The following is a 24903-nucleotide window of genomic DNA, read 5'->3' as shown; positions in this document are numbered from 1 at the left end:
GAAAATAGGGTGTTGCGCATGAAGAGAAGACAATTACTGATAATACTGGCTACAGCTCTTTTGACAACGGGCTGTGGTGGATTTAATTCCAACAACGAAGCTATCGAGGCAGATACTGCCCCGGCGGCTGAGGTTACACAGGAGGCTTTGCAGAGTGAACCTGAAGCTGAGCCTGAGCCGGAAGAACCCGAGGATACGTATGAGCTGGCATATCCTTATGAGGAGCAGCTTGAAGTTATCGGTGATAATTCTGATCTTTGGGAGCTTACTGAGGAGGATATGGAGGTCTTTTCACCCTTTATAGATTATGGCTATGCCATAGATGACCTGGACAGGGACGGATATCTGGAGGTGATCAAGACCTTCTGGGGCGATGAGACCAAGCTCTATCAGACTTCGATCTATGAGACTACAGATGACAAGGCGCTCAGTGAATGGAAAATGGATGCCTTCAGAGCGCTGGATGTAGAGCCGTGCCTTAGTGATGTTGACAGCGTATACATCATAGAAGATGAAGATGCAAAATACATGGTTTATGCAACCGTACGTGAATCTGCCGATGCCTACTGGGGTATGAATACCTTCTACAGAATGTCTATCGAGGACAATACGATAACCTTAGAAGAGATCAAGGACGGCGAGCAGTCCTGGTATTTCGGTAATGAAAAAGAGAGATTTTCATGGTTTAAGGATGTGACAGCTGAAAGTCTGCTGGTTTCTTATGAAAAGAAATATTACCGGGATGAAAGAGATACAACAGGCCTATACACTGCGTATCTCAATGGAGAAGCAGAGGCAATAATGGATTGCGAATTCGAAGACTATGATGCTGAGGCTGATTATCCTATTTATGATTACAAATATATTGACTGCGGAAGTGACGGTGAATATGAGCTCCAGGTTTTTGCCCGCAGTGATCCTGATATGCTTCCTGCCAAACTAAGCTTTGTGATCAAAGAAGTTGGAGGCAAGTTATATATAAGATATATAACATATGTTGAGGCTGAAAGGCGTGAGGGAAACATCAGCGAACAGGGCTTTGTAGGTGAATTTGGCAAAGGCGGAGCGAATCTTGCGATATATGACTATGGTTTCCTTGATGCTGATGCCAGATATCATTTCTTCTACAAGATGCATTATTTCTTGACGGTCAATGATTTTGATTTCGGGGATGATGTAGAGATCGATATGGAGGAGTGGAAGGACACTCAGCTCATGGTCTATTTCCTCTCTGAGGATAAAAATGATACAGAGCACATCTATTATCATTACACTTATACCGGCAGCAAAAAGTATTACGAGAACGACAATGTGTTTAAGAACACTTTGGAAGAAGCCGGATTTAAGACATATACAGAAAAAGAGATCAAGAAGATCCTCTCAGATCGTGCAAAAGAAATAGGGCTGGACCCTTCTATCAGAAATGATTAAAAAATAGCGCGCAATATAATTGCAAAAAATATAAAACGTGATATAATCATTTGTATCGATAACAAATTAAGAGGATCACGTTATGAGTAAAGACTTTGATATTCAGGAGTATATGACCAGGGGAGTTGAGCGTGTTGTCGCTGACGCCGTAAGAGCTACTCTCAGAAACCCCAAAGAGAGCGCATATATGGCTAAATTCGCCATTGCCAGCAGCGCAGCTTCCAAAAAGAGAGCCAAGATGGAAGATGCAGGAGAACATGTTCCGCCATTCCTTATTGCAAGCATTACCAGCAGCTGTAACCTTCACTGTGCAGGCTGTTATTCGAGATGTAATGATGCTACCAATGACAACGAGCCTGTTAAGCAGCTCTCGGATGAGGATTGGAGCAAGATATTCGACGAAGCTGATGACCTTGGAGTAAGCTTTATTCTTCTTGCAGGAGGAGAGCCACTTTTAAGGCGCGGAGTAATAGAGGCTGCAGGCAAGAAGCAGTCAATCCTGTTCCCTATCTTTACAAACGGAACTTTCATGACAGAGAAGTACTTCGACGAATTTGATAAGAACCGTAATCTGATCCCCATCATGAGTATAGAAGGCGAGCAGGAAGCTACTGACAGAAGAAGAGGAGAGGGCGTATACGAGAAGCTTGTTTCAAACATGGATGAGCTTAAGAGAAGAGGCCTTATCTTCGGAGCATCTGTAACAGTGACAACTGACAATTTAAAAGAGGTTTCCTCCGAGAGTTTCATCAGTATGATGTCTGAGAAAGGCTGCAAGGCGGTTATTTTCGTTGAATTTGTTCCTGTAGATGAGGATTCTGAGCACCTTGCACCAGGCGATGAGGACAGAGAGTACTTAAAGGCAGAGATCATGAGACTCAGAAGAGAGCATCCTGAGATGGTATTCGTATCATTCCCGGGAGATGAGAAGAGTTCAGGCGGATGCATCGCTGCAGGAAGAGGCTTCTTCCACATTAACTCACAGGGAGGCGCAGAGCCTTGCCCATTCTCACCTTATTCCGATATCAATGTAAAAGAGACTTCCCTCAGGGAAGCTATGAGATCCAAGCTTTTCCTTGAACTTCAGTCCGAAGGCGTTCTTCTTGACGACCACAAGGGCGGATGCGTTCTTTACGAGAAACGCGCACAGGTTCAGGAACTTGCAGCAGTATAAAATGCTAAAGACCGCCGTCATGGAGGTCTTTTTTTGTCAAAAGCCTTTATGTATCATTCCATCCCCGAATTTATCGCGGATGGATCTTTCCATTTTTTCAAGCTTGTCGTCTTTTTCTTTCTTTTCTTTTTCTGCCTGAAGCTCTTTTTGCCCGGTGGTCATCCAGTCAAAGAGATTGCCCTGCCTGAAAGTTCCGTTATCAAGGTGGTCCACACCAACGCCAACAAGGCGTATGCCAACTCCTTCTTCAAAAATGCCGTTGTCGCCGGTAAGGAGCTCACCCAGCAGCATAAGAGCGTTTTCGTATATGGTATCCGCATCGTTGGTGGACTCAGCAAGACGGAGCTGTCTTGAAAAGCGCTTAAATTCGCTGGTCTTAACCTGAACACTTATAGTTCCGCCATAGACGTTATCTCTTTTAAGCCTTGCGGATACTTTATCCGAAAGATGCCTTACGATCGGAGGCATATCAGTGTCGAAATTGGCTGTGGTTATATCATTCTTAGTGGTGGTCTCGTTGGAGTAGCTCTTGGGATCATCCCTCTCAGGATGTACGGTTTCTGAGCCAATGCCGTTTGCACTCTGATATATGTATTCGCCTGCCTTCTCACCCAGGAGCGACGTTAAGAGCTCCTTAGAATATGACGCAGCATCTCCTATGGTCCTTATACCCACAGAGCGGAGCTTTTCTGCGGTCTTTTTGCCGCAGCCGTACAGGTCTCCGATATCAAGTGGCCACATTTTTTCTTTGATTTCCGAGGGGAATAGTGTGTGAGTTTTGTCGGGCTTTGTAAAATCGCTGGCCATTTTCGCAAGGAGTTTATTGCTGGAAATGCCTACGTTTACAGTAAAGCCGAGATTATCCCTGATCTCGGCGCGGATCATCTGTGCAACATTTAGTGGAAAATCAGGGGAAGTATAGATGTCTTTTAAAGAAGTGACATCAAGATAAGCCTCATCAATAGAGACCTGCTCAAGAACTTCGGAGTAGGTCCTAAGGATACTGATAAAGGCGCTTGAATACTCATGGTAGGTCTTAAAATCCGATGGAACAACCACGAGTTTGGGACATTTCTGGAGAGCGCTGGCAATGGGCTCAGCAGTCTGAATCCCGTATTTTTTGGCGGGGATAGATTTGGCGGTAACAATGCCGTGCCTGGTCTTAACATCCCCTCCGATAACGGAAGGGATGGTTCTAAGGTCTATGGAATCCGGATTCTCTTTTAACCTCTTAACTGCTGTCCAGGAAAGGAAGGCAGAGTTAACATCCACATGAAAAATGATATGTTTCATGTCTCTATCCTTTGATATCAAACGTTATTCTTTGCCGCTCCAACAGTAGGTGCAAAGCTTGCAGGGCTCGATCGGAATAGCCTCCACCATGTCATCGAGACGGTGGTAGTGAAGAGATGTGAAGTTGAGCTCTTTTCTGATCTCCTCGAGCATTGCTTCATACTGTGGTGAATCGGGGTCAGTGTATTTTCTTACGGTTTCTTCATTAGGACTTGGATAGCCCTCGAGCTTCTCGATGACACGTCTTGTAATAAGCTCCATTTCGGAGTTGGAACGTGAGAAGTTAAGGTACTTGCATCCGTAGATAAGCGGAGGACATGCGGGTCTTATGTGAACCTCTCTTGCGCCGCTTCTGTATAAAAATTCTGTGGTTTCCCTCAGCTGTGTGCCTCTTACGATTGAGTCGTCAATAAGAAGAAGGCTCTTGTTGTTGATGAGCTGATTGACGGGAAGGAGCTTCATCTTGGCGATAAGATCACGTCTTGACTGAACTGTGGGCATGAAGGATCTTGGCCAGGTTGGTGTGTACTTTACAAAAGGTCTTGAATAAGGGATTCCTGAGGTGTTGGAATAGCCGATGGCATGTGCAACACCTGAATCCGGAACGCCGGCTACAAGGTCAGGGTGAAGGCCTCTTTGCATATCACGCTGAGCAAGCTTGCCTCCGCAGCCATATCTGATCCTCTCTACGCTGAGTCCCTCGTAGGTAGATGCAGGGAATCCGTAGTAGATCCACAGGAATGTGCAGATGCGCATTTCGTCAAAGGCAGGAGCCACAATTTCAACGCTCTCCGGTGTGATATAGGCTATTTCGCCGGGGCCGAGTTCTTTATAGGGATCATATCCAAGATTGAGATAGGAAAAGCTTTCAAAGCAGACGCAGTAGCCCTCATCTTTGTGACCGATCTCAACAGGAGTTCTTCCGAAACGGTCACGGGCTGCATAGATGCCTTCAGGAGTCATAAGAAGAAGGGACATTGAGCCCTTGATTATCTCCTGGGCGTAACGTATTCCCTCAACGATAGTTACTTTCTGATTGATAATAGAAGCTACAAGCTCTGTGGGATTGATATCTCCACCGCTCATCTCAAGGAAGTGAGATCTGTTGTCGGCAAAGAGCTTGTTGGTTATTTCATCGATATTGTTGATCTTACCTACAGTGGTAATAGCATAGGTGCCATGATGTGACCTTACAATAAGTGGCTGGGGCTCAAAATCGGAGATACAGCCGATTCCGAGATTGCCTTCCATCTTGAGCATGTCATCTTCAAACTTAGGTCTGAAGTAAGACCTTTCTATGTTGTGAATAGAGCGGTCGAACCCTTTCTTTTTATCATAAACAGCGAGTCCGGCACGACGTGTGCCAAGGTGTGAGTGATAGTCAGTACCATAAAAGAGATCAAATACTGCACTTTCACGAGACGCTACACCAAAAAATCCTCCCATTGGAAACCTCCGGATGTAATGCGAATAAATGGTTGACAGATACGCTAACAATAATAGCACAACTATCAGCAATTTTTGAAGTATTTTTGATACAGATTGATAAGAAAAATGATAAGACTTGGTGTATCATTGATTATTGAGGAAGTATTTTGATTTTATAGGAGGACGATATGAAGATTTATAAGGTTACAGACCCGGAATTTGTTAACTACGGAAGAATCATTGAGGGGTATGAAGAGGAGAAGAAGCAGATTGCAGATACTCTTCGCGACAAGACTCCGATTCCTGAGGGAACAGCATATGTGGCTGAGGAGAAGGCGCTTCAGGAGCTTCCTGCAGCTGACAAGATCACAAACTCATTATTTGGCGGATCTCCAATGCAGTTTGGATGGTGCAACGGACACAACACCAAGCTCAACTGCCTTGAGTATCACCGTTCAAGCGAGATCAACCTCGGCGCAACAGACTTTATCCTTCTTCTTGCTAAGAGAGAAGAGATCGTAGATTACAAGATCGATTCCAGCAAGGTTAAGGCTTTCCTTGTACCAAAGGGAGTTATGGTAGAGGTTTATGCTACAGCTCTTCACTATGCTCCATGCCAGGCAAGCAAGGATTCAGGATTCCAGGTACTTGTTGGACTTCCTAAGGGAACCAACGTTGGTAAGCCTGACTTTACACCTGCCAATCAGGAGGACAAGCTCATCACTGCTACAAACAAGTGGCTCCTTGCACATGCTGAGTCATCTGAGGCGAAGGACGGCGCTTGGATCGGCATTACAGGCGAGAACATCGATATCGCAGCTGATATCTGATAGGTATTTATAAGCTCTTTTACCTGTGTGACATTTCTGTGATACTTAATCGTTTATTATTGGTTTCAGATCAAACAAAAAAACCAAAGACAAGGACGGTAAAGTATTATGAAAAAGATTATTTCAATGTTAACAGGTGTACTTCTTGCAGGAATTTTATTTGTTACTGGCGGATTTGCTTCAACAGTTGCTTATGCAGCAGACGACTCTGCCAAATACATAAAGGGAGCAACATTTTTAAGTGCTGTTCATGGCCAGACAGAAGACGGAACAGAGATTGTTCTGGCACTTTATGAGAAGAAGAATGGGGAAGATATTGCATACATAAATGATGGTATGGGACACGTATTTACTGATTTCACCATCAAGTATGGCACAATGAAGGAATTTGGCCCGGTACAGTATATAACAGTTGGGGACAATCTGGTAATTACCTACTTTGAGTCAAACGGAATTCCCGGACTTATCGCTGAAGACGGTACAATTTATGCCTGCGAGTACCTTGATGCATATACTGTTTCACAGCTTATGAGCGCAGACTAATTAAATAACAGATAATTTACTGGCAAAGAATACGCCCGGGAAATCTGATCGATATCCCGGGCGCTTATTTTTGCTTATTTTATATTGATCGTTGCACTTACACTTTCAAGTCCATCGCCTGATACTGTAAGAGTACAGGTTCCGCTTGTATAGCCGCTTCTTATAATAGCAGTTGCACGGCCCCTGTAGGCTGTAAATGAGCCGGTTGTATAATTCTCGTCTGTTATTGGATTGGCTGAGCCAAAGGCGGCAAGAGAGCCTTCTCCGGTTACTGTTGCAGTCAGCTTGTTGTCAGCATCGGGAACAATATTTCCATCGCCATCCAGAAGCTCTGCCTGAACGTAGGTTACGCTGTGGCCATCAGCAGGCATTTCCTGGCTTTCAGCAATCAGCTTAATGGAGCTTACAGCGCCGGTTGTTGCCAGGGTGTCTTTTGAAATAATATCGTTTCCATTATAGCTTACAGCTTCAAGTGTTCCCGGAACATAGGTGATATCAAAGAGGAATGACTTTGGAAGACCACATGCAAGTCTTTCTCCTTCCTTGCAGATGCCCATTGACTTGCCGTTAAGGAAGAGCTCAACACGCTCTGCGTTTGAGAATACGGCAACAAAAACAGGCTTATTGTCTGCATCCTTCCAGTTCCAGGACTTTCTGACATCGGTAAATCCCCAATTGCTGATCAGCTCTTTTTTGTCGTGGGTGGCAGGATCGTAGGAGTACAGGTAAGTCTTATCACTTCCCCAGATAACTGAGCGATATTCGCCCTGAGGAAGAATATGTCCGTTTATATCTACATCAGCGTCGTTGGCAAGGCGCCATGGATAGGGTGATCCGTGTGACATCAGGGCAAATCCGCCAATTTTGTGCATAGGATCATCCTCTTCCAGGAAGACAGATTTTCCGATTCCTGCTTCGCCTATATAGTCAAAGGCAGTCCAGGTGAAATCACCGATAACGTATGGGGTGGATTCAACCATGGGCCAGCGAATGCCGATTTCTTTGGGGTAATTCTCTGAGCCGAGAATTACGCGCTCAGGGAACATTTCATGGTCAAGAGCATATTTGTCTTCCATGTAGTTATATCCAACGATATCAAGGTCATTGGTGAAGGCTTCTGAGAATTCCTCCCAGCTGGTGTCATTCTTGCCCCCGTCTGCATTTTGCAGAGGCGAAGCGTCTGATGCAGCATTGCCCATGATCTTTTTCATGTTTTCGGCAGTAAGCTCATCGTCGAGACCGCTCCAGTAGGAGCAGATCGCATTAGAAACCGGGCGGCTGGGATCAAGGCTGTGAGCCTTATTTGCGAGTCGAGTTGCCAGGGTATAGCCGTTTCCAAGGCCTCCTCGTTCAGGAATCTCATTACCTGTTGACCAGATGATAACTGATGGATGGTTCCTGTCACGTTTCATGAAGGCTGTAAGGTCTTTTTCCCAATCTGTATCAAAGTACTGGTTGTAGTCCCCGGGTTGCTTCATGATACCCCAGGCATCAAAGGCTTCATCAAAGACATACATACCGATACGGTCGCAGGCTTCCATAAGCGCAGAAGAAGGGGGATTGTGAGTGGTTCTGATGGCGTTAAAGCCGATCTCTTTCATTATGGAGAGCTTGCGCAGCTCTGAGTCGTATAAAGAGACTGCTCCAAGCATTCCGTTGTCATGATGAAGGCATCCGCCCTTTAGCTTGACGGTTTTGCCATTGATCCTAAGGCCGTTAACAACGTCTGCAGTTACGGTCTTAACTCCGAATAAAACTGAAGTTTCGTCATGGGTTTCATTTTCTGTGGGAATAAAGTGAGTCCTGAAGGTGCCAAGATCAGTCACAGAGCCATGGAGTCTGTAGAGATTCGGATTTTCTGCATCCCAAAGCTCGGGTTTATCAAGGGTAATGCTGATATAGGCTGTCTCCGATGTCGCAGGATTAACCTGAATCTTTTGGGAGCGGGAGATTATTACCTCATCGCTTCCGTCTTTTGTAAGAAATGCGCTGACGCCGGCCATCTTATTGTCCAGGGTGTTATTCTGCACCTGAATTTCTACGCGAATATAAGCTCTGAGGGCATTTCCTTCAGAGTCATACTCAATGCTTTTGGTGTAGCCGAAAATTCCATCATCTGCGATGTGGAGCTTTGGAAAGTGAAGAAGTTCCACGCTTCTAAAGACTCCGGCGCCGGTGTACCAGCGGGAGTTGGGCTGCATGCTGGGATTAACCGTTATTGTGACGCTGTTCTCCCTGCCAAAATAGATGTAAGGCGTGATATCTACAGAAAAAGGAGCGTATCCGTAGTGCTGAAGAGCCACTTTGCAGCCGTTTACAGCTACAGTAGCATTCATCATAACGCCGTCAAACGTAAGGTAAACATCGTCATTTTCCCACTCTGCAGGGATCATTATCTTTTTGGTGTAATAGGCCACGCCCTCAGTAAAAAAGCCACTTGAAGCCCCGGCAGGAGCATCCTTTTTTACAGAGCTGAAGATCATATAGTCGTGAGGGAGATCTACTTCACGAAGTGTACTTTCCCTGGATGGGTCGGGAAAACCATCTATAGTTCCGTAATTAAACTGCCATCCTCTATCAATATTCTGATTACGCATAGGTGAAAATCTCCTTGTTTTTTTCTAAATCATATATATCAAATAGCCAAAAGACAAGGTTTAATATTTACGGCATAATAGGCTTTTACGAACAAAAAATCAGCGAAAGAAAAATAATATACACTAAAAAGCTTCTTTATCTTAAAAAATGTTCGTTTGGATAAAAAGATTTGGCGTAGGCATAAGAGAAGTCTTTGGGATAAAATTACCATGTTGAGATTATATTTTGAACGGAATCGCTCCTTGTTTCCTGTGAGCAGGAGCTTAACAAGATCAAGAAATGAAGAGGTGAAAAATGAGTTTTTCAAAGGATTTTTTATGGGGAGCTGCTTCCGCAGCGCACCAGATAGAAGGCGGATACTTGGATGACGGTAAAGGCCCTGGAATCTGGGACCATTTCGAGCACGAAGAGGGACGCATTGAATTTGGCGAGAATGCTGATGTTTCCTGTGATCACTACCATCACATGAAGGAAGATATTGCTCTTATGAAGCAGATTGGCTTAAAGAGCTACAGATTCTCCGTAAGCTGGCCAAGGGTTATGCCCGAAGGAATCGGAAAGGTGAATGAAAAGGGACTTAAGTTTTACTCTGACCTTGTGGATGAGCTTAAAAGTGCTGGAATCGAGCCTATGGTAACTCTTTTCCACTGGAATCTACCCATGGCACTATACGAAAAAGGCGGTTGGAAGAACCCTGAGATTGTAGACTGGTTTGCTGAATATGTAGAGGTAGTGGTCAAGTGTCTTGGCGACAGGGTTAAATACTGGATGACCTTCAACGAGTATCAGATGTTTGTGGGACTTGGATACCAGATCGGTGCTATGGCGCCCTTTGAGAACAATGATATCAAGACTATGCTGGATATCTCGGTAAATGTCTTTAAATCTCACGGAAGAGCTGTTTCTGTGATCAGGAAATACAGTAAGCTTGATGCCAAGATCGGAATGGCTCCCACAGGAAATGTGTGGGTTCCAAAGGATGACACTCCTGATGAAGTTGAGAAGTGCAGGAAAAAGTCTTTTGCCATAGATCCGTATGGTTTCCTTATGGGAAATGCATGGTGGGCAGATCCGATATTCTTAGGACATTTCCCGGAAGGCTCAGAAGAAGCCTTTGGAGACATGCTTCCAAAGCTTACTAAAGAGGAGTGGGATGAGATAGCGCAGCCCCTTGATTTCTACGGCTTTAACGTCTATGAGGGAACAGTAAGATATCCGCTTGATCCTAACAACTACGGACCCTACGAATATCAGGGAAGTGCACACACAATGATGGGCTGGAGCGTTACGCCAAGAGTTCTGTACTACGCACCCAAGTTCTTCTATGAGAGATATCATAAGCCGATCATGATCACCGAGAACGGAATGGCCGGCATGGACTGGAAGGCCCTTGATGGCAAGGTTCATGACTACCAGAGAATAGATTTCACAAACAGATATCTCTTAGAGCTTGAGAGAGCAATTGATGACGGCATCGAGGTCATCGGCTACCAGCACTGGTCAATCATGGATAATTTTGAGTGGTGCCACGGCTATAAGATGAGATTTGGCCTTATCTACGTCGATTATGAGACAATGGAGAGAACACTTAAGGACTCTGCTTACTGGTATAAAGAAGTGATCGCAACTAATGGTGAGAGCCTTCATAAACATTAAAAAATTAACCCCTGTTCATTCGAACAGGGGCTTTTTTTACTTTATTCGTTTGATCTCGGCAAATCGGATTTCCAGAGGATCCAGAACCGGAGAATATTCGTAGACTCCGCTTTCAATCAGCCTGTATTCCTTGTGCATTCCGGGAACACAGTAGCCTTTTATTATCTCGACGTCGCTTGGATCCAAGGGAACAGCACCCATCTTAAGCCAGATGTCATAAGCACTTCCGTATTCTCTGTTTACAAAGAGCTCTTTGATGCAATAGTTGCCATCCTCAAGATCTGTGAGCTTTATCTGGAACTGGAGGCTGTTTGTCATGTCAAAGGGCGTGTATCTGTTGGTTTCCGTCATATCGAAAAGTTCGCCCGAAGCAAACAGATTACCGTAGTGTACGTAGTTATACGTGATGATCTGATATGCATCAATACTTCTAGTGATAAAGTAGCCTTCTCCTCCGGCTATGAGCTCATCTCCCAAAAGGCTTGCAAAATAGAAGCTGTAGTAAACGCTCTTTCTTATGCCGTTCGTGGTGTAGATACCAAGTCCTCCGTGGAAAAGAGTGTCCGGCAGAGCATTTTCTTCCAAGAGGTCTGTAAGTGACCAGTAGCCGAAGCTATCGAGCCTGTCGTAGTTCCGAAGGAGGTTTTTGAGTATATAGCAGGATTTAAAGCAGGTGTCGCTGGCAAGATTTCTGTGGGAGAGAGTGAAATTCCACTCCGTCATGTATATTGGCAGCGATCCGAATCCTGCTGAGGAAAAGATCTTTTTGATGCTTCCGATCCACAGCGAGAAGTCGTCAGTTCTTTTTGGAAAAGAGAAAGACACGCTTCCGATAGTTATGTTCTGCTTCGCTGTGACAGGGATTATGTCGGAATAGTAGTGCACGTTCATAAATTCCGGCTCACAGTTATTCTTTTTGGTATATGAAAGGAAATCTTTGATCCACTTGTCAGTTCCTAAGTTTTCCATATACAGAATTGAAGGGGATCCAAATACAAGCTTGTCGTCAACTCTTTTTACTGTGCGATAAGTGGCTTCGTAGAAGCGCATAAACAGTGGGTCATCGCCAAAGCCGAACATGGACTTGGGTGTTACAGGTTCATTCCATACGCAAAAGAGCCATGATCTGACTGTGTTGGTGCCATAGCGCTCCAAAAGATGCCTTGTGAAGTTGTCGATAAGCTGCTCCCACTCTGACATGTGTTTGGGTGGGCTGGTTATCATTGGCGAATAGAAAATAGTCTTATTCGGATCGGCAGCAAGATCCCTTGGCATGAAAGAAAGCTGTATAAGGGGCTTTAAACCGATGGAAATAAGGAAATCAAGTGCCATATCAACCAAAGTGTAGTGGAAGGTCAGTTTGCCATTAATTCTTGAAACTACCATCATGTCATCGGAAAGAAGGCCATGAAACTTGATGTATTCATAACCAATGTTATTTTGAAGGTCTATGAGCATGTTCTGAATGTCCCTGTTTAACAGCTCTTTTGCCCTTCCGACGGTAATAAATTTCTTAAAGGTATGCTTTAAGGTTCTTACGCTGCTACTTGCTGAGGCGACGATTTCTTCAGATTTCTTTATATTTTTGGTGCTGATGGCATGTGGCTGGTCTTTGATATCTCCCAGATATTTTGTTAATAGATGAAGATAATTGCTGGGCTCCATATGCAGATAATTCAGAGTTGAAGAGGTTTCAGAAGCAGAGATAGTCTGTCCTCTTTGCTTCCTATAGGTGCTTGGAAGTGTTTCGTATTGTTTTTTAAAGCTGCGGACAAAGGAATGGGACTCTGTGAAGCCGTTCCTGACAGCGATGCTCTCGATGGAGTCGTTGGTAGAAAGAAGATCCGTGAGAGCGTGGTTTAGCTTAACGGAAGTGTAGTACTGAGAGAACTTGACACCCATATTCTTCTCAAAAAAGTTGGACAGATAGGGCACCGAAAGGTCTTCTTCGGCTGCGAGATCACTTAAAGAGAAGTTCTCAGCGTAATGGTCTTCAATGTATTTAAGCAGTCTTGTGAGTCTTGCTGCGTATTTCTGCTGGGTTTTAATGGCATTTGTGATCGGAACACTGAAATTTGCCAAAAGCTCAGCAACAAGATAATAAGCCAGGGAATAGTTTCTGTACTGGGATTCGTATGAATTATGAGCATTCTCGTTGAGCATGGTGGCAATTGCGAACTTTATGCCATCAAACTTGGATAAGTCATCAGTTGTTGTTGTATTGCAGTCAAATACCATCTCATCGAGGTTGGCATCAAACTGGTTCATTCTTGATAAATCTATCTGGATAGCGATCATAACGGCGCTTTCAGACCTTAGGGAATGAATGGTATTGCTGTTGATAAGAATGATGTCCTCGCCTGTGAGCGTATATTCCGTATTATCGATGGATATGGTAATAGTTCCGTCCAGGATCATCAAAAGCTCAATACTTCTGTGCCAGTGATTATCAACGGAACCCAGCTTGTGCATGAAGATTTTAAGGGGAATATTAGGCGGGAACTCGATTATCTCGTGACGCTCTTCAAGATACATGATAAAACCTCATATAAGAAAAAATGTACGTTATTTGCACCTAATTTAAGGATATATCAAATTTTTTTTCCGGTAAAGGCAAAAAGGTACAAAAATTAATGTGTTAAATCGGCAAAAAGAGACCTGAAATTCAAAAAACGGGTTTTTCTTAAAAATTGTACATGTTTTTAGAAAGGGGTGACCTAGGGAAGGGTACCCTTTAATTTGTATAATTGTTTCATCAAGAGAACAAGTGATTATTCCATGACATGGAGGAACCTATGGAACAGGAATTGATAATTGAAGTAAAAAACATGACCAAGAACTTTGGGATCACTAAAGCGCTCAGAGGAGTCGATGTAAAGTTCTACCGTGGTCAGATCCGTGGTCTTATCGGAGAGAACGGTAGCGGTAAATCAACCATAACATCAATCCTTGCAGGTATGCAGAAGGCTACCAGCGGCGAAGCGTTTTATAAAGGACAGCCCTGGGATCCCGACAGCATGGTAGAAGCTCAGAAGGCCGGCATCAGCATGGTACTTCAGGAAGCAAATACAATTCCTAACTGTACGGTGGCTGAAAACATCTTTGCCGGGCGCTTCGATGAGTTCTCCAAGTTTGGAATAGTAAATATGAAGAAGCTCAACGCAGCGGCTCAGAAGATGCTTGATGATTTCGATATCAAACACATCAAGGCTGCTGACAGCATCAACAAATACGGCTTCGAGGACAGAAAGCTTATTGAGATCGTGAGATGTGTTTCCGAGGATACAGAAGTATTCGTTGTCGATGAGACAACCACAGCACTCTCTCATGAAGGAAGAAAGCTCATATATGACCTGATCCACAAGCTTAAGGACAACGGTAAGTCAGTAATCTTCATCTCCCATGATATGGAGGAGATCCTGGAGCAGTGTACAGACCTTACAGTCCTTAGAGATGGCGAGATAATCGGTCATCTTAACAGAGAAGAGATGGACATGCCCAACGCGGAACAGGTTATCAGATACATGATGGTTGGTCGTGAGATCGGAGATGCTTATTACAGAGAAGACTACGACATTTCACATGGCGATAAGGTTGCGCTGGAACTTAAAAACGTAACACTTGGAGAGATAAAGGACTTTTCACTTCAGGTTCACGAGGGCGAGATCATAGGATTTGGCGGACTTAGCGGCTGCGGAATGCATGAGGTCGGAAGACTTGCATTCGGACTTGAAAAGCCTGAATCCGGAGAGGTCATAAGAGAAGGTAAAAAGATACACAACTGTAACGACGCTATCTCAGCAGGAATCGGATATATATCCAAGAACAGAGATACAGAGGCACTTATTCTCGAGGGTTCTATTCAGGACAATATCACACTTCCTTCAGAGAAAGACCTGGCAAAGAAGCTGTTCATCAAACCTTCCGATGAAAAGAACTTATCGGATAAAGAGATTGATTCCTTCAGGATCAAATGTAATGACGGTAATCAGTGGGTCAACACTTTGAGCGGTGGTAATAAACAGAAGGTTTCATTTGCAAAGTGGACTGCCAAGGGTTCTGATGTGATCATCATGGACTGCCCTACACGAGGCGTAGATATCGGTGTTAAGCAGTTTATGTATGCTCTGATCGCAGAGATGAAGAAACAGGGCAAAGCAATAATCCTCATCAGTGAGGAGATGGCAGAGCTTATCGGTATGGCAGACAAGATCGTGGTAATGAAAGATTTTGCCATCAGCAAAGAGTTTACAAGAAGTAAGGATCTGTCAGAGACAGATATTATCGAATACATGATCTGATCTAGGAGGAAAGAGATGTTTTCAAAAGCGTTTTTTAAAAAGCATGTATATGATATCGCGGCGTATGCCGGTCTGGCAGCGACTTTTATCCTGTTTCTCATATTCAGTAGAGAGAACCTCTCCTACAACGTAGGAACAGTACTGCAGGCAGCATCAGCGTATGCGATCTTATCCCTGGGAGCGGTGTTCGTTTATTCCATGGGATTTATGGATGTATCAATAGGACAGCAGATCGGTGTTTACTCGATCCTGATGATACTTATCTCGAATAAAATGGGCGGAAGCATTGCAGGAGTGGTACTTGGTTTTGTTGTTATCCTGGCCATCGCCCTGGTGTGTGGAGCTTTCAACGGAGCAGTTGCCGTATGGCTCAAGCTTCCATCAATCGTAACTTCGCTGTTCCTTATGTTCTTCTTTACAGGAGCGCAGCTCCTTCTTATGGAGAGCACAGGAAATAACACAATTTCCATTGAGGCAAGCATTAAGCCCTCAAGCAGAACAGCTTATAACTGGATCATTCTGGCAGCAATTGTGGTAGTTGCACTGGTTGTTACATTCCTCTTCAACTACACAAAGCTGGGTAAATATACAAAGGCAATCGGAGCTAATGAAGTGGTTGCAGCTCAGAGCGGAATCAACACCACCAGATGGAAGGTAATAGCATATATGACCTTTGGTGTGTGCGTAGCAATTGCATCCTTCATCATGCTGATGAGAACCGGAACAGCCGGAAAGGGAACAGGTGGCGGATATGCAATGGACGTAATGATCTGCCTGATCCTGGGCGGAATGCCTCTTTCGGGAGGAATGGTCTCAAAGGTAAGAAGTGCTCTGATCGGTACATTTACTTATGTGTTGCTGACAAATGATCTGACGACAATGGGTGTAGAGCTCAATTACATCAACTTCGTCAAGGCAATCATTTTCATAATCATTATTCTTATTACATGTCGCAAGAATAATGGGGTGTTACCAAGATGATTTTTACTGCTATGGCAGGAAAAATACTTAATTTAAGGAGGAATTTATGAAGAACGCAGTAAAGAAATTTTTAGCAATGATGCTTGCAGGCGTAATGTCAGTATCACTTATGGCTTGCGGATCAAGCGGAAGTGGAGCAGCAAGTACAGAGGGCGCTGCATCAAGTGAAAAGGCAGGCAAGAACTGCACAATCGGTGTAGCTTTCTATCAGGACAGTGGTCTTGCAACAGAGGCAACAAAGGCTTATCTCGACAACATGGCAGATACATTAAACTGCAAGTTTAAGTACACAGTATTATCTCAGACTGACGAAGGTGTAAACCTTACAAAGATCCAGGAGCTCATCGCTTCAGGTGTTGACGGAATCATCTGCACAATGGATTCCGGTACAGCAGCTATCGTACAGGAGTGCGAGGCAGCGGGCGTATATATCGGCGGATACCTTTGCGACTACGATATTTCTTACACACAGGCTTATGATGCTGTATTTAAGAACGATCATTTCGTAGGAACAGCAATCGATGGTTATGCTCCTGATAACGTAATTGTAGGACAGCAGATGTTTGACAGCCTTCTTGAGTACAACGAGAGAAACGCAGATGCTCCTATAACACACGTTTCACTGGCTATCTTCCCTGTATGGGCTTTCCCTGCACAGACACTTGCAGCTCAGCAGTTCATCGCAGCAGTTGACGAGTACAACAAGACAGCTGACGTTCAGATCACATGCGATCCTTTGAACGAGGAGACAGACGTTTTAGCATTCTCACCTATGGACAGCACATACTTTGCTAAACACGAAGGTATTCAGGCAATCATGAGCTTCGCAGCAGGTACAGGTTTCGTATATCCTGTAATGGTTCAGACAGGCAACGATAAGAACATCAAGCTCTTCACAACAGGTTTTGACGGTGGTGAGGAGAAGAACTTCGGAAGCGCAGGAACAGGCACATATCAGCAGAACTGTGTAACAGCTGTTGAGACTATCACATATCCACTTGTACTTCTCTTAAACAAGATCAACGGCGTAGAGTTTAAGGACCAGCCTGAAGATGCAGAGAGAGTAAGCTGCGATCAGTTCATCATGAACAGTGATGAGGATATGGCAGCATTCCAGAAGAACATTTACTTCACAGCAAACGCTTCAGATGCACTCTTCACACCTGAAGAAGTACTCAACATGACAGCTTATGCTAATCCTGATGCTACTTACGAGCAGCTCAAGAAATCTATTTCAACACTTACAGTTGATTCACTTAAGTAATTAAAAGAAATACTAATGAAATGGTAATGATGTGGGGGATATTTACTATCCCCCAGGCATCATCCTGGTAATGAGGAAACGATATGAATACAAATAAAGGTTTAGAGATATTCAAAAAAATAGGGTTATCTGTCATTTTTCCATTATTGATGTTTGTGGTGATGCTGATCATTACCGGTACTAATGAAAAATGTTATGTCAATGGAAAGCTGATCTTCCTGTCGGGAGATATGGTGCAGCAGGTATTTCTTAATGCTTCCATGACAATCTGCGTGGCTCTGGCAATATGGATACAGCTCAAAAACGGAAGATTTGATTTCTCCGGCGGAGCAACCATGATCCTTACAGCAATTGTTGCAGGACACATTGGTTATGACACCAGAAACCCATGGCTTGCGCTTATTATTGCAGTAGTACTGGCAGTTGTCTTAAGCATGTTCACAGCAACCGTGTACATCTTAGGTCGCATTCCGATCATCATCTGTACGATCGGTATGACTCTTTTCTATGAGTCACTTACATACCTTGTATTTGGTGGACAGGGTATCAGAGTATTTTACTCCACCGTGGAGACATCAGTATTCGGAAGACTTCCCGGAATCTTCCTTCCTGCAGGACTCGCAATACTTGCATTTGTGGTATTTACCTACTTTACCGCAGCCGGAAGAAAGGGAAAGATCTTATCAAACAACCAGAGAGCCGGTGTAAACATCGGTATCAACGAGAAAAAGAATGTATTCACAACATACATCTTTTCAGGAATCATCCTTGGATTTGCAGCAATCATCTACGTATCACAGCATGAGGTTGGTCCTCAGTCAGGACTTGCCACATCAGGAATCATGTTCTCTTACATCGTTCCTGTATTTATGGGAACCTTCATTGGACTCGCAAGCTGTGATGTTATAGGTATCGCAATCGCTGCAATCGGTATGGAAATCATGAACTACGGACTCAACTGTCTGAACCTTGGAGCAGGCGGATGGCAACAGATCATCCTCGGAATCTTCGTACTTGGATTCTACTCATTCTCAGCTCAGACAGATAAGATACAGGCATTATTTGCCAGAATGAAAGCCGGAAAGGCAAAAGCATAAAGAGGTTATTTCAATGGATTTAAAGGCAAAGCCATTTTATTTATCAGATGAAGATATTAAGTGGGTTGAAGAGACAAAAGCTTCTCTTACATTAGATGAAAAGCTCGGACAGCTCTTTTTCCCAATCGGATATTCCCCAAACGAGCAGTATCTGCAGTATGAGATACTCTCCAAGAACCCCGGCGGACTCATGTTCAGAACAGGAAAAACTGAGGAACTGTTTGATGCATACTCATATCTTCAGACAAACAGCAAGGTTCCAATGCTTCTTGCAGCAAATCTTGAGGCAGGCGGAGACGGAATCGTACTCGAGGGAACATCATTCGGAAAGCAGATGCAGGTTGCAGCAACAGGTGATCCCGAGCAGGCATACAGACTTGCAAAGGTAAGCTGCAGCGAAGGACAGGCAGTAGGATGCAACTACGCATTCGCTCCTGTAGTAGATATCGATTATAACTATCACAGCCCCATAACCAATGTCAGAACCTATGGCTCTGACCCTGAGAAGGTCAAAGAATTTGGCCTTGAGTATATGAGAGGGGCAAAAGAGTGCGGCTCAGCAGTAGCCATCAAGCACTTTCCCGGAGACGGCGTAGATGAAGTTGATCAGCATATATTAACCAGCGTAAACAGTCTCAGTTGTGAGGAGTGGGATGCGACATACGGCGATGTATACAAAACCCTTATCGACGAAGGCGCTCTGTCAGTAATGGTTGGGCATATCGCGCTTCCTTCTTATCAGAAGAAATTTAACCCGGGCCTCCCCAAGAAGCTTATACCGGCTTCTCTCTCTCCTGAGCTTTTACAGAATCTCCTTAGAGATCAGCTTGGATTTAACGGAATGATAATTACGGATGCTACCCCTATGGTTGGTTTCCTCTGCGCAATGGACAGAGAAAAATCAGTTCCGTACTGCATTGAAGCAGGTTGCGATATGATCCTGTTCAACAAGGATTATGACGAAGATATTCAGTTTATGAAGAAGGGCTACGAGGAGGGAATTCTCTCCGAGAAGCGCCTGGATGAAGCACTTACACGTATTCTTGCTATGAAGGCTGCGCTGAGACTCCATGAGAAAAGAGCTAACGGAACTCTTGTACCTGATAAAAAGAATCTTCCTGTTATCGGCAGCGATGAGCACGTTGCCTGGGCAAAAGAGTGCGCTGACAAGTCGGTGACACTGGTAAAGGATACACAAGCTCTTTTACCCATATCTCCTAAAAAGCACAAGAGAGTGCTGTATGAGATCATGGGCGGATGCGCTTCCGAGAAGAGAGTAGAAGAGACCTTTGTAAAGCTCATGGAAGCTGAAGGCTTTGAAATGATCCCCTATGTAAAAGAGGAATTTGATTTCAACAAGCCTATCAAGTTTGAGTCAGTTACTGAGTTCAGGAACAAGTATGACCTTGTTATCTATCTCGGAAATGTGGAGAATGCTTCAAATAAGACCACAGCAAGACTTAACTGGCATACCATCTTCGGAGCAGGCAACAATATTCCATGGTTTGTGGAGGTTGTTCCGACAATGTTCATTTCACTGCAGATTCCATATCATCTTCTGGATGTGCCGATGATCAAGACTTACATCAATGCATATTCAAATCATGATTACGTGATCGAGTCAGTGGTTGAGAAGATCCTTGGCAAGAGCGAGTTTAAGGGCGTAAGCCCCGTAGATCCGTTCTGCGGAAAAGAGTACTTGGCATATTAACTTTGGAGGTAGACAAATATGGTAATCGACAAATTATCGGACTTTGAAGGCTTTTTAGAGGTGGTAGAGCAGTGCAAGGGAGATGTTGAACTGGTGACTCCTGAGGGCGACAGACTTAATCTTAAGTCAAAGCTTTGCCAGATCATAGCATTATCCAGCGTATTCCCTCAGATTGCTGAGATCCCCAATGTTGAAGTGTTCGCGCATCAGCCTGAGGATATGGAGAGGATCGCAAAATTTTTATTTAAGTAATTTGTAGCCTGGATATGAGAAATTCATGTCCGGGCTAATTCTCATATTTGATAAAGGGAAAACTAGTATGAAAATCGTTGATGTAAAGATAAATGGAATTGAAAATCCGATAGGATTCTCCTACCCGAAGATAAAGTGCAGCTGGAAGGTGACCGGGACAACCGGCAAATATCAGGTGCGCTCTAAGATCGTTGTAAGCGAAAAAGAGGATTTCTCAGAGATTCTTTGGAGCAAGGAAGACCACGATCTTGACTGGATCGGAGAGATTATAGATATAACTCCAAAGCCCAGAACAAGGTATTATTTCTACGTTGAAGTAACGGATGATGAGAATAATACTGCCAAGAGCGATGTATGCTTCTTTGAGACCGGCAAAATGGCAGAGAAGTGGAAGGCTAAGTTCATCGGAACAAATGAGGAGCCTTCTTTCCACCCATGCTTTGTAAGAGAGTTTTCTCTTGATGGGGTAAAAGAGATCAAGGAAGGCCGTATTTATGTGACAGGACTTGGTCTGTACGAGGCTTATTTAAACGGCGTTAAGATCGGCGACGACTATCTTGCACCTTTCTGCAACGACTATAACAAGGGCATTCAGTATCAGACCTACGATATCACGAACCTTCTGAAGGCTGATAACAAGCTCTCTATCATCTGCGGAAACGGCTGGTATAAGGGCCGTCTTGGCTACGATGGCGACGTTTCATACTATGGCAATAAGTTTGGTGTCATTGCGGAAGTTTATGTAAATGGCAAGCTCACTGTCATGACAGATGAGAGCTTCAAATATTGCGGAAGCGATATTGTTTCCAGCGATATTTACGACGGCGAGGAGTATAACCGCCTATATTGGAAGGACAAGAAGAACGAGTGCAAGCCTGTGACTGTATGGAAGGACAACAAAGATACGGTGGCAAGGCTTGTGGAGAGATACAGTCTGCCTGTTGTGGTAAAAGAGACTCTTCCTGTAAAAGAGATCATCAATACACCGGCAGGTGAGAAGGTGCTGGATTTTGGCCAGAATTTCACGGGGTATGTATCCTTTAAGTCAAAGCTTCCAAGCGGAACCAAGGTTGTTCTTGATTTCGGCGAAGTCCTTCAGGAGGGCAATTTCTACAATGCCAACTACAGATCTGCCAAGGCACAGTTCACCTATGTTTCAGATGGTTCAGAGGAAGATGTTCGTCCACACTTTACTTATTATGGATTCAGATATGTGAGAGTAACAGGCTGGGAAGGTGAGCTTAATGCCGAAGATTTCACCGGAAACGTGGTTTATTCAGACCTTGAGACCACAGCGACCTTGGACACTTCAGATGCCAAGCTGAACAGACTTGCAAGCAACTGCTTGTGGGGACAGAAGTCCAATTTCCTTGATATGCCAACAGATTGTCCTCAGAGAGATGAGCGTCTTGGATGGACCGGCGATGCGCAGGTTTTTGCTCCTACTGCCTGCTTTAACATGGACACAAGAGCTTTCTACAGAAAGTTTTTATATGACCTTCATCTGGATCAGATGGATCACGACGGAATTGTTGCAAACTTTATTCCAAATATCAGCAAGGCTCCCGGCGGAAGCAGCGTATGGGGCGATGTTGCCACATTCCTGCCAATGGCTCTGTATGAGTACTACGGAGATGAGGATGAGCTTAGGGCCAACTATCCTCTGATGAAGGACTGGGTGGATCATGTCATTCATGAGGACGAAGAGCACGGTGATACCGGCCTTTGGAACTTTGGCTTTCATTTCGGCGACTGGCTTGCTCAGGACGGAATCAGCCCTCAGAGCATGAAGGGCGGCACAGATGACTATTTTGTGGCATCTGTCTACTACTATGAATCACTGATAAAGGCAGGAAGCGCAGCCAGAATCCTTGGGTATGTTGATGACAGCATAAGATATGCAAAGCGCGCAGAGAAGGTAAATACCGCAATCTTAAACGAGTATTTCTCGCCCAGCGGAAGGCTTGCAATTGATACACAGACAGCGTACCTTATCTGCCTCAAATACAAGATTTTTATCAGCAGGGACAAGATTATTGACGGCCTTAAACTCAGGCTCAAAAAGGACTGCTACAAGATTAAAGGCGGCTTTGTAGGAGCCACAATGATGTGTCAGGTTCTTGCTGAGAACGGTATGGAGGATATTGCCTACTACATCCTGTTCCAGGAAGGCTTCCCCGGATGGATGCACTGCATCAACCTCGGAGCGACCACTATCTGGGAGAGATGGAACTCTATCCTTGATGACGGAACCATCAGCGGAACAGGCATGAATTCGCTCAATCACTATTCATATGGCTCTGTAATGGAATATGTTTACCGTTTTATCGCCGGAATCCAGCCTAATTCGGCAGGATTTAAGAGCGCATATATTGCGCCTCAGCTCAGTTCCAAGCTTCAGTATGTGAACTTTGAGTACAACTCTGTAAGCGGTAAGTATTCATCCTGCTGGAAGATAAACGATGACGGCACAATAACTGTAAGAGCCGAAGTTCCTTTCGGATGTTCTGCGGTTTACAGACTGCCCGGAACAAACGGCGAGGAGATACAGCTGGAGGCAGGAATTTTTGAAAAGACCTATAAGCCTGCCAGAGATTACAGGCTCATGTATACCATGGACACAAGGCTTGAGGAATTTGCCGAGGATAAAAGAGCTCTCGACATAATAAAAGCTGATCTACCCCTTGCATATAAGCTTATAGAAAGCAAGGACGTAGAGAGCCTTGGACTTACACTAAATGAGCTGCAGACCATGTTCTTTATGGGCTTTAATCCGCCTATGGTCATGGCAGCGGCAGATAAACTGCTTGCACTTAAAAAGGAGTGGAAATAATGAGACAGGTTTTTAACCCATATTTACCGCTATATGAGTATATTCCCGACGGAGAACCAAGGGTATTTGACGGAAGAGTTTATATCTACGGATCCCATGATTTCGCGGGCGGAGAGAAGTACTGCATGGGAGATTATGTGACCTGGTCAGCACCTGTAGAGGACCTGACAGACTGGAGATATGAAGGCGTTATCTATAAGAGAACCCAGGATCCTTCAAATGCAGATAACAGGATGGACCTGTGGGCTCCGGATGTAGTAAAGGGCGCAGATGGCAGATATTACATGTATTACTGCTTCTCTTTTAACCCGGAATTTGGCGTGGCAGTCAGCGATTCACCCGCAGGACCTTTTTCCTTCTACGGACATGTTAAGTATCCGGAGGATGTGATGGGAGGAAAAGAGCTTCAGGAGAACTTCCCGTTTGATCCCGGAGTACTGGTAGATGATGATGGAAGAGTCTTTTTATACTACGGATTCAGTCCGGCCAAGCCACTTCCTGCGCCTCCGCTCGAAACATTCCTTGAAATGGGAATGAGCAGGGAAGAAGCACAGGCGCAGCTTCAGGCTATCGCTAATACCAAGTTCTCTGACGGAGCCTTTGTTGTAGAGCTTGATAAGGATATGCTCACGGTTAAGGGAGAGCCCCATCTGATGGTTCCCGGCGAAAAGATCGCAGTGGGTACAGGATATGAGGGACACGGCTTCTTTGAGGCCTCTTCGATGCGCAAGATAGGAGATAAATATTACTTTATCTATTCAAGCTCAGTTAGTCATGAGTTGTGCTATGCAACATCAGACTATCCGGACAAAGAGTTTACCTATGGTGGAGTAATTATATCCAACGGAGACATCGGATATAAGGGAAATGTAAAGCCCAGAGCCATGATGGGTAACAACCACGGAAGCATAATCGAAATAAATAACAAGTGGTATATATTCTATCACAGGCAGACTCACGGCACTGAGAGCTCAAGACAGGGCTGTGCTGAGGAGATTCATGTGGCAGAGGATGGCAGTATTGCACAGGTTGAGCTCACAAGCTGCGGTCTTAACGGCGGAGCTCTTGCAGGTAAGGGAACTTACTCAGCTGCCATTGCATGTAACCTTATGTGCAAAGAGAATGACAAAAAGATTGTTTACGGACAGTCTCTTAAGGACTCTCAGCCCTATATTTTCCAGAAAACCGCTGAGAAGGAAGAGGAGTCGGAACAGTATATAGCAAATGTCTTTGACGGTGTTGTTGCAGGATTTAAGTATTTTGACTGCAAAGACGTTAAAAAGATCTGTGTAGAGGCAAAGAGCTACGGAAACGGTAAGCTTCTTATATCGCTGGATTCTGAGGATTCTGCGCCGGCCGGCGAGATCTCTTTTGCGAAAGCAGATGATGGATTTGCATGGTATGAGACAAGCGTAGATATTCCGGATGGGATCCATGGCCTGTTCTTTAGCTTTATTGGTGATGGAAAGATTGATTTTAAGAGTTTTATATTGGAGTGATGAAAGGAGCTG

The 24903-nt window shown here is 44.4% G+C and carries 17 protein-coding genes; 13 read left to right on the top strand and 4 right to left on the bottom strand.

Annotated features, from left to right (window positions below):
- The first annotated feature begins 18 nt into the window (after positions 1–18).
- Both G632_RS0103475 and G632_RS0103470 read left to right on the top strand, forming a co-directional pair.
- A complete protein-coding gene (locus tag G632_RS0103475) occupies positions 19–1431 on the top strand; it encodes a hypothetical protein (RefSeq protein WP_022767643.1) in 1413 nt (470 codons plus the stop codon).
- Between the two features lie 82 nt (positions 1432–1513).
- Positions 1514–2605 (top strand): radical SAM protein, encoded by a 1092-nt coding sequence (locus G632_RS0103470; RefSeq protein ID WP_022767642.1) that lies wholly within the window; start codon positions 1514–1516, stop codon positions 2603–2605.
- Between the two features lie 36 nt (positions 2606–2641).
- Here the strand turns inward: G632_RS0103470 and G632_RS0103465 are convergent, their stop codons facing one another.
- Positions 2642–3898: a DNA polymerase Y family protein gene (locus tag G632_RS0103465; protein WP_022767641.1), complete on the bottom strand. Its 1257-nt coding sequence runs from the start codon at positions 3896–3898 to the stop codon at positions 2642–2644.
- A gap of 24 nt (positions 3899–3922) precedes the next feature.
- Entirely contained in the window at positions 3923–5344 is a 1422-nt protein-coding gene (locus G632_RS0103460) for an amidophosphoribosyltransferase (RefSeq protein WP_022767640.1), read from the bottom strand.
- A 170-nt stretch (positions 5345–5514) separates the two neighbouring features.
- Here G632_RS0103460 and G632_RS0103455 point away from each other — a divergent pair, with 170 nt between their 5' ends.
- Positions 5515–6156 carry a DUF4867 family protein gene (locus tag G632_RS0103455; protein WP_022767639.1) on the top strand — a complete coding sequence of 214 codons (642 nt, stop codon included), beginning with the start codon at positions 5515–5517 and terminating at the stop codon, positions 6154–6156.
- A 108-nt stretch (positions 6157–6264) separates the two neighbouring features.
- Positions 6265–6699, top strand: coding sequence for a hypothetical protein (locus G632_RS0103450; protein ID WP_022767638.1), 435 nt, complete (start codon positions 6265–6267; stop codon positions 6697–6699).
- Between the two features lie 74 nt (positions 6700–6773).
- Here G632_RS0103450 and G632_RS0103445 read toward each other — a convergent pair whose 3' ends face one another.
- Complete coding sequence (locus tag G632_RS0103445) at positions 6774–9296, bottom strand: glycoside hydrolase family 2 TIM barrel-domain containing protein (RefSeq protein WP_022767637.1); 2523 nt, start codon at positions 9294–9296, stop codon at positions 6774–6776.
- 295 nt (positions 9297–9591) lie between these two features.
- Between G632_RS0103445 and G632_RS0103440 the strand changes: the two genes are divergently transcribed.
- Positions 9592–10953 carry a GH1 family beta-glucosidase gene (locus G632_RS0103440; RefSeq protein ID WP_022767636.1) on the top strand — a complete coding sequence of 454 codons (1362 nt, stop codon included), beginning with the start codon at positions 9592–9594 and terminating at the stop codon, positions 10951–10953.
- A gap of 36 nt (positions 10954–10989) precedes the next feature.
- Here G632_RS0103440 and G632_RS0103435 read toward each other — a convergent pair whose 3' ends face one another.
- The gene (locus tag G632_RS0103435; protein ID WP_022767635.1) at positions 10990–13488 is read right to left on the bottom strand and encodes a GH39 family glycosyl hydrolase; all 2499 of its coding nucleotides are present in this window, start codon (positions 13486–13488) and stop codon (positions 10990–10992) included.
- A gap of 260 nt (positions 13489–13748) precedes the next feature.
- Here G632_RS0103435 and G632_RS0103430 point away from each other — a divergent pair, with 260 nt between their 5' ends.
- The 8 genes from G632_RS0103430 to G632_RS0103395 all read left to right on the top strand — a co-directional run bounded on the left by G632_RS0103430 (position 13749) and on the right by G632_RS0103395 (position 24891).
- Positions 13749–15254: a sugar ABC transporter ATP-binding protein gene (locus tag G632_RS0103430; protein WP_022767634.1), complete on the top strand. Its 1506-nt coding sequence runs from the start codon at positions 13749–13751 to the stop codon at positions 15252–15254.
- A gap of 15 nt (positions 15255–15269) precedes the next feature.
- On the top strand, positions 15270–16235 hold the full coding sequence (locus G632_RS0103425) for an ABC transporter permease (protein WP_022767633.1): 966 nt from the start codon (positions 15270–15272) through the stop codon (positions 16233–16235).
- A gap of 46 nt (positions 16236–16281) precedes the next feature.
- Positions 16282–17499, top strand: a complete 1218-nt coding sequence (locus G632_RS0103420; RefSeq protein WP_022767632.1) for a substrate-binding domain-containing protein — start codon at positions 16282–16284, stop codon at positions 17497–17499.
- A gap of 83 nt (positions 17500–17582) precedes the next feature.
- Positions 17583–18596, top strand: coding sequence for an ABC transporter permease (locus G632_RS0103415; RefSeq protein WP_022767631.1), 1014 nt, complete (start codon positions 17583–17585; stop codon positions 18594–18596).
- Between the two features lie 13 nt (positions 18597–18609).
- Positions 18610–20307 carry a glycoside hydrolase family 3 N-terminal domain-containing protein gene (locus G632_RS0103410; RefSeq protein WP_022767630.1) on the top strand — a complete coding sequence of 566 codons (1698 nt, stop codon included), beginning with the start codon at positions 18610–18612 and terminating at the stop codon, positions 20305–20307.
- Between the two features lie 18 nt (positions 20308–20325).
- Positions 20326–20559 carry a poly(A) polymerase gene (locus G632_RS0103405; RefSeq protein WP_022767629.1) on the top strand — a complete coding sequence of 78 codons (234 nt, stop codon included), beginning with the start codon at positions 20326–20328 and terminating at the stop codon, positions 20557–20559.
- 67 nt (positions 20560–20626) lie between these two features.
- Positions 20627–23392, top strand: a complete 2766-nt coding sequence (locus G632_RS0103400) for an alpha-L-rhamnosidase (RefSeq protein ID WP_022767628.1) — start codon at positions 20627–20629, stop codon at positions 23390–23392.
- On the top strand, positions 23392–24891 hold the full coding sequence (locus G632_RS0103395; RefSeq protein ID WP_022767627.1) for a family 43 glycosylhydrolase: 1500 nt from the start codon (positions 23392–23394) through the stop codon (positions 24889–24891). The genes G632_RS0103400 and G632_RS0103395 overlap by 1 nt, the downstream gene beginning before the upstream one ends.
- Positions 24892–24903: the final 12 nt, after the last annotated feature.

It is taken from the genome of Butyrivibrio sp. NC2007 (genome assembly GCF_000421405.1).
Classification (GTDB): Bacteria; Bacillota; Clostridia; order Lachnospirales; family Lachnospiraceae; genus Butyrivibrio.
Note: the sequence above shows the minus strand (reverse complement) of the source record. Positions and strands in the feature narration are given on the sequence as shown.